This is a genomic window from Nonomuraea lactucae (genome assembly GCF_003313395.1).
GTDB classification, from domain to species: domain Bacteria; phylum Actinomycetota; class Actinomycetes; order Streptosporangiales; family Streptosporangiaceae; genus Nonomuraea; species Nonomuraea lactucae.
In genome coordinates, this window is record NZ_QNFZ01000760.1 from 1 (window position 1) to 4,350 (window position 4,350).

A 4,350-nucleotide genomic window follows, 5' to 3' on the forward strand; every position below is an offset into this window, starting at 1 on the left:
CCGGCTGGCCGGCGCCGCCGTCGCGGCCGTGCGCGGTCTGGCCTGGCCCGACGTGCTCGAGGCGCTCGCCGCGCATCCCAGGATCGGGGCCCGCCCGGACGGCGGCGGAAGGGAGGGGGCCTGGTCCCGGCAGGAGCAGGCGGGAGTGGAGGACGGCCTGCGGGAGGCGCTCGCGGAGGGCAACCGCGCCTACGAGGACCGCTTCGGCCACGTCTACCTGATCTGCGCCACCGGCCTGACGGGCGCCCAGATGCTGGCCAGGCTGCGCGAGCGCCTCGGCCACGACGACGAGGCCGAGCGTGGCGTCGTCCGCGACGAGCTGGCCGAGATCACCCTGCTGCGGATCGCCAAGCTGCTCGGGGAGGCGCCGTGAGCTTCTCCACCCACGTGCTGAACGCCGTCACCGGCCGCCCCGCCGCCGGAGTCCTGGTCCGGCTCGAACACGGCGGCAGGGTCCTGGCCGAGGGCCGCACCGACGACGACGGCCGCATCAAGGGCTGGGACCCGGAGGCCGGGGTCAACCGCGTCGTCTTCGACACCGGCGGCTACCTCGGCGAGACGTTCTACCCCGAGGTGGTCATCGCCTTCACCGTCACGGACCCCTCCGCCCACCACCACGTGCCCCTGCTGCTCAGCCCGTACGCCTACTCCACCTACCGAGGGAGCTAGATGTCGATCATCCTGGGGCCCAACCGCTACGGCAAGGCGGAGACCAGGCTCGTCCGCGTCGCCAGGGACGGCGCCACCCACCACATCAAGGACCTGAACGTCAGCACCTCGCTCTCCGGCGACATGGAGGCCGTCCACCTGACCGGCGACAACGCCGCCGTGCTGCCGACGGACACGCAGAAGAACACCGTCTACGCCCTGGCCAGGAAGCACGGCGTGGACCAGATCGAGGACTTCGCGGCGCTGCTGGCCGGGCACTTCACCGGCTCGCAGCCGTCGATCCACCACGCCAGGGTGGAGATCGAGGAGTACGCCTGGGACCGCGTCCCCGTGTCGCCGCACTCGTTCGTCCGCGCCGGAGGCGAGGTGCGCACCTGCGTCGTCCACCACGACAGGGACGGCCACGCCACCGTCGTGTCCGGGCTCAAGGACCTCGTCCTGCTGAACACCACCGGATCGGAGTTCCACGGCTTCATCGTGGACGAGTACACGACGCTCCGCCCGGCGACCGACCGCATCCTCGCCACCGCCGTCACCGCACGCTGGCGGCACGGGGGCGACACCCCCTCGTACGGCACGTCGTACGAGCGGGTGCGGCGGTCCCTGGTGGAGGCGTTCGCCGGGACGCACAGCCTGTCGCTCCAGCAGACGCTGTACGCCATGGGTGAGCGGGCGCTGGCGACCTCCCCCGAGATCTGCGAGGTCAGGCTCGCGATGCCGAACAGGCACCACCTCCCGGTGGACCTGTCGCCGTTCGGCATGGACAACGACAACGAGGTGTTCCACGCCGCCGACCGCCCGTACGGCCTGATCGAGGGCAGTGTGCTGCGCGAGGACGCCCCTGACGCCGCGTTCGCCTGGGAGTAGAGCGATGGACTTCTTGCGGCCCACGACGTGGGAGGAGGCGCTGGCCGCCAAGGCGGACCAGCCGGAGGCGCTGCCCGTCCAGGGCGGCACCGACGTGATGGTGGAGATCAACTTCGACGTGCGCAGGCCCCCCGCCCTGCTGGACCTCACCCGGGTCGCCGAGCTGCGCGAGTGGACCGTCGAGGACGGCGGCGGGTGCCGGGTCGGGGCCGGGGTGACGTACACGACGGTCATCGAGGAGCTGGGCGGCGCGCTGCCGGGGCTCGCGCAGGCGTCACGGACGGTCGGCTCGCCGCAGATCCGCAACCGCGGCACGGTCGGCGGCAACCTGGGCGCGGCCTCGCCCGCGGGCGACAGCCACCCGCCGCTGCTCGCCGCGGGCGCCGAGATCGAGGTGGAGTCGCGCGACCGGGGCATCCGGCTGATCCCGGCCGAGGAGTTCTACCTGGGGGTGAAGCGGTCGGCGCTGCTGCCGGACGAGCTGATCAGGGCCGTGCGGCTGCGCGCGGCCGGCGGTCCGCAGTACTTCTCCAAGGTCGGCACCCGCAACGCCATGGTGATCGCGGTGTGCTCGTTCGCCATCGCGCTGCACCCGGAGGACAGGCGGGTCGGCACCGGCGTCGGCTCGGCCGCGCCCACCCCGCTCCGGGCGCTGGAGGCGGAGGAGTTCCTGCGCGGGGAGCTCGACTGGGACGCCCCGCTCGATCCCGCGCTGGCGCGGCGGTTCGGAGAGCTGTGCGCCGGGGCCGCCTCGCCGATCGACGACGTGCGCGGCACCGCCGGATACCGCAGGCACGCCATCGGCGTGATGGCGCGCCGCACGCTCGCCTGGGCCTGGAACGACCATCTGGGAAGGAGGGCCGCCTGATGCGGGTCACGTTCACCGTGAACGGCCGCGAGGAGGCCGTGGACGGCGTGTGGGAGGGCGAGAGCCTCCTGTACGTGCTGCGCGAGCGGGTCGGGCTGCCCGGCTCCAAGAACGCCTGCGAGCAGGGCGAGTGCGGCTCCTGCACGGTCTACCTCGACGGCACGCCGGTCTGCTCCTGCCTGGTCGCCGCCGGGCAGGCCGAGGGCCGCCAGGTGCGCACCGTGGAGGGGCTCGCCGACGGCGGCCGGCTCGACCCGGTGCAGGAGGCGTTCGTCGAGTGCGGGGCCGTGCAGTGCGGGTTCTGCACGCCCGGGTTGATCGTGCAGGCGCACGACCTGATCGAGCGCGTCGCGCGGCCGTCGGACGCGGAGATCCGCGAGGCGCTCGCGGGCAACCTCTGCCGGTGCACGGGGTACGAGAAGATCCTCGACGCGGTACGGCTCGCGGCGGCCCGCAAGTCGGCCGGGCGACCCGCGGCCGGACGAACGCCCGGACAAACGGTCGGACAAACGGCTGGGCAAACGGCCGGACAAGGGACGCCCGGGGGAGAGGCCGCGGGATGAGCCGCTCCGAGGCGACGGCCCCCGGCGAGACGCTGATCGCGAACGTGCACGTCGCGCCGGTCGTGGGCCCCGAGATCGCGTCCGGGTACATCCTGGTCACCGGCGACCGCATCACCGCCGTCGGCCCCATGGCCGAGGCGCCCGCCGCCCACGGCGCGGCCAGGATCGACGGCGCGGGCTGCCTGGCGACCCCTGGCCTGGTGAACACCCATCACCACCTCTACCAGTGGGCCACGCAGGGCCTGGCCCAGGACGCGACGCTGTTCGAGTGGCTGGCGGCGCTCTACCAGGTGTGGGCCGCCATGGACGCCGAGGTCGTCGAGGGGGCCGCCACCGCGGGCCTCGCCCACCTCGCGCTGTCCGGCTGCACGACCTCCAGCGACCACCACTACGTCTTCCCCAAGGGCCGGGGCGACCTGTTCGCCGCGGGGATCGAGGCGGCCCGCGAGGTGGGAATCCGTTTCCATCCGGCGCGCGGTTCGATGGACCGCGGCCGGTCGCAGGGCGGGCTGCCGCCGGACGCTGTGGTCGAGCGCCTCGACGAGATCCTCGACGCCACCGCCGATTCCATCGACGCCTACCACGACCCGTCGTTCTCCTCGAAGCTGCGCGTCGCGGTCGCGCCGTGCTCGCCGTTCACCGTCAGCGCCGAGCTGATGACCAGGGCGGCCGAGCTGGCCAGGGCCAAGGGCGTGCGGCTGCACACGCACCTGGCCGAGACCCTGGACGAGGAGGAGCTCTGCCTGGAACAGGCGGGGGTCCGGCCCGTCGACTACATGGAGAAGCTCGGCTGGCTCGGGCCGGACGTGTGGGTGGCGCACGCGGTGCACCTGAGCGACACCGACATCGACCGGTTCGCCGCCACCGGCACCGGCACGGCGCACTGCCCCTCCTCCAACGGGCGGCTCGGCGCGGGGATCGCCCGGGTGTCGGAGATGCTGCGGCGCGGCGCGAACGTGGGTCTCGGCGTGGACGGCAACGCCTCGTCCGAGCTGACCCGGCTGTCGGGGGAGATGCGGCAGGCGCTGCTGTTCCAGCGGGCGAGGTACGGCCCGACGGCCCTCACCGCCAGGCAGGCGCTCGAGCTGGCCACACTCGGCGGCGCGCGCAACCTGGGCCGCGAGCGGGAGCTGGGGTCGCTGGAGGCGGGCAAGCTGGCCGACATCGCGCTGTGGCGGGTGGACGGGCCCTTCGCGGCGGCGGTGGACGATCCGGTGTGCGCGCTGGTGTTCGCGACCGATCAGCCGCCGCCGGCCCGGCTGCTGGTCGGAGGCGAGACGGTGGTCGAGGACGGCGAGCTCAGGACCGTGCCCCAGGACACGGCCGGGCGTGCCGGCGCGCGGGCGCACCGCCGCCTGATGCGGCTGGCCGGCGAGCAGGGGC

5 protein-coding genes and 1 pseudogene are annotated in these 4,350 nt (G+C 73.9%); all 6 read left to right on the forward strand.

Going from position 1 to position 4,350, the window contains the following annotated elements; genetic code table 11:
- Positions 1 to 373: 2-oxo-4-hydroxy-4-carboxy-5-ureidoimidazoline decarboxylase (locus DQW85_RS26880; protein ID WP_113702712.1), on the forward strand; the 373-nt coding region annotated here is incomplete at its 5' end.
- On the forward strand, positions 370 to 669 hold the full coding sequence (gene uraH, locus DQW85_RS26885) for a hydroxyisourate hydrolase (protein ID WP_109530869.1): 300 nt from the start codon (positions 370 to 372) through the stop codon (positions 667 to 669). The genes DQW85_RS26880 and uraH, both read left to right, overlap by 4 nt.
- On the forward strand, positions 670 to 1,536 hold the full coding sequence (gene pucL, locus DQW85_RS26890; protein ID WP_113702713.1) for a factor-independent urate hydroxylase: 867 nt from the start codon (positions 670 to 672) through the stop codon (positions 1,534 to 1,536).
- Between the two features lie 4 nt (positions 1,537 to 1,540).
- Complete coding sequence (locus tag DQW85_RS26895; RefSeq protein ID WP_113702714.1) at positions 1,541 to 2,404, forward strand: FAD binding domain-containing protein; 864 nt, start codon at positions 1,541 to 1,543, stop codon at positions 2,402 to 2,404.
- Positions 2,404 to 2,868, forward strand: a pseudogene (locus tag DQW85_RS26900) ((2Fe-2S)-binding protein); the annotation flags it as partial. The gene DQW85_RS26895 and the pseudogene DQW85_RS26900, both read left to right, overlap by 1 nt.
- 95 nt (positions 2,869 to 2,963) lie before the next feature.
- A partial coding sequence (locus DQW85_RS26905) for an 8-oxoguanine deaminase (protein ID WP_205315437.1) occupies positions 2,964 to 4,350 on the forward strand: 1,387 nt, incomplete at its 3' end.

What these genes read in the sequence shown, in the direction of transcription:
- pucL (WP_113702713.1), top strand. Translation starts at nt 670, where the DNA reads ATGTCGATCATCCTGGGGCCCAACCGCTACGGCAAGGCGGAGACCAGG.
- DQW85_RS26895 (WP_113702714.1), top strand. Translation starts at nt 1,541, where the DNA reads ATGGACTTCTTGCGGCCCACGACGTGGGAGGAGGCGCTGGCCGCCAAG.